General features: G+C 40.9%; 3 protein-coding genes. All 3 read left to right on the forward strand.

Annotated features, from left to right (window positions below; translation table 11 throughout):
* Positions 1–462 (forward strand): ABC transporter permease (locus tag RB298_RS29055; RefSeq protein ID WP_486049811.1); only part of this gene is annotated, 462 nt, incomplete at its 5' end.
* Positions 459–1,457, forward strand: a complete 999-nt coding sequence (locus RB298_RS29060) for an ABC transporter ATP-binding protein (protein ID WP_486049813.1) — start codon at positions 459–461, stop codon at positions 1,455–1,457. The genes RB298_RS29055 and RB298_RS29060, both read left to right, overlap by 4 nt.
* Positions 1,450–2,306: ABC transporter ATP-binding protein (locus RB298_RS29065; protein ID WP_486049815.1), on the forward strand; the 857-nt coding region annotated here is incomplete at its 3' end. The genes RB298_RS29060 and RB298_RS29065, both read left to right, overlap by 8 nt.

Here is a 2,306-nt window from a genome sequence, read left to right on the forward strand (position 1 = left end):
GCTTTAGGACCTAAAACAAGCAACGTTATTATCGCACTGAGCCTTGTATTTATTCCTTCGATTGCGAGAATTGTTCGTTCAGCTGCGCTTGTTGTAAAAGAAAAAACGTTTATTGAAGCGCTAAAAGCTCAAGGAGCAAGCACACTGCGAATCATTTGTTTTCATATGGCGCCAAACGTCTTATCGCCTTTAATCGTTCAAGTAACATACGTGTTTGCCGTAACGATTTTAACTGAGGCTTCGCTAAGCTTTTTAGGAGCGGGGATTCCTGCGCCGACACCGAGCTTAGGAAATATGCTGTATGACGGAAAGCTTGCAATTTACAACGCGTGGTGGATGACCGTATTTCCGGGTGTATTCATCATTTTAATTGTACTTGGCCTTAATTTATTTGGTGACGGTCTGCGCGACTGGTTAAATCCGAAAAACGTAATGCTGAAGAAAAGGAGGAAAACACGTTGAGTAACGCTCTTTTAAAATTAGAAGACTTACAAGTAACTTTTACAACGTATAGCGGAGAAGTAAAGGCTGTTGACAATGTATCTCTTCAATTAAATAAAGGAGAAGTATTAGGGATTGTCGGTGAATCAGGATCTGGAAAAAGCGTAACCTCCGAATCTATTCTTCAGCTATTAGATGAAGACTTAACAAGCTACGATGGCAAGATTTTGTTCGAAGGAAAAAACTTATTAGACATGTCTTCAAAGCAAATTCAAAAGCTAAGAGGAAACGAAATCTCAATGATTTTCCAAGATCCCATGTCGTCATTAAATCCCGTTATGCCAATTGGAAAACAAATTGCAGAAGTAATTCGTCTGCATCAGAAAGTCTCTAAAAAAGAAGCGCAAGAGAAAGTCGTAGAGCTTTTGAGACTAACTGGCATTCCGTCTCCAAAACAGCGAGCAAAAGAGTATCCGCATGAAATTTCCGGTGGGATGAGGCAGCGCATTATGATTGCGATGGCTTTAGCGTGCGAGCCAAAGCTTCTTATTGCCGATGAACCAACAACGGCTTTAGACGTAACCATTCAAGCGCAAATTCTTGATCTTATGATGGATTTAAAAGATAAGCTCAACATGGGCGTGCTTTTCATCACCCATGATTTAGGCGTTGTTGCTAATATTTGTACAAAAGTAGCCGTGATGTATTTAGGACAAGTAATGGAAGAAACGGACGTCAAAACGCTATTTTCAAAGCCACTTCATCCTTATACAATGGGCTTAATTAAGTCGGTTCCTCACTTAGATGGCGACAGAACACAAGAGCTTTCGTCCATTCCCGGAACGGTTCCGCCGCTTTCAAACGTGCCAGACGGCTGTCGTTTTGCACCAAGATGCCCATTTGCAACCGAAAAATGCCATAAAGAAGTACCTGTTTTAGAGCATGCCGATGATACACATCGCGTTCGATGCTGGCACTATGAAAAAATTCAAGAAGGAGAAGTTGCGTATGTCTAGTGAAGCAAAACAGCAAAGCGTGAAGCCCTTGCTTGAAGTTCGCAACCTGCAAAAATATTATCCGGTTCGTTCTGCTTTAGGGAAAGCGAAAGGCCAAATCAAAGCAGTTCAAGATTTATCTTTTGATATTTATGAAGGCGAAACGTACGGACTAGTAGGTGAATCTGGCTGCGGGAAAAGTACAGCAGGGCGCACGCTTTTAAAATTAGTAGAACCAACGGGCGGAGAAGCACAGTTTAATGGAGAAAGTATTTTCGAATCTAAAGCATCACGCTTAAGAACGATTCGTAAAGATTTACAAATGATTTTCCAAGATCCGCATACTTCTCTTAATCCAAGAAAAAAAATTGGTGCTTCGATTCAAGAAACATTAACAATTCATAATGTAGGGGCAAAAAGCAAACGAAAGAAGCTTGTCATTGAGTTATTAAAAAAGCTTGGATTTAACGAAGAAGATTACAACCGCTATCCGCACGAATTTTCAGGGGGGCAGCGCCAGCGTATAGGCATTGCGCGTTCATTAATTTTAAACCCAAAGCTTATCATTTGTGATGAGCCGGTTTCAGCGCTGGACGTATCCATTCAAGCACAAATCTTAAACTTGCTGCGCGGTTTGCAAAGAGAAATGAAGCTGTCATATCTCTTTATCTCCCACGATTTAAGCGTCGTAAGACATATTGCAGACCGCGTTGGAGTGATGTATTTAGGAAGATTAGTAGAAGAAGGACCAACAGATGAGATTTTTTCAAACCCTCGTCGTCCTTACACAAAACTTCTTTTATCATCTGTCCCGGCAATTCACGAACATGAAAAACGCGAAAAAATTGAGGTTAAAGGTGAAATTCCTTC

It is taken from the genome of Priestia sp. BR_2, assembly GCF_041954005.1.
Classification (GTDB): domain Bacteria; phylum Bacillota; class Bacilli; order Paenibacillales; family Paenibacillaceae; genus Paenibacillus_AQ; species Paenibacillus_AQ lautus_A.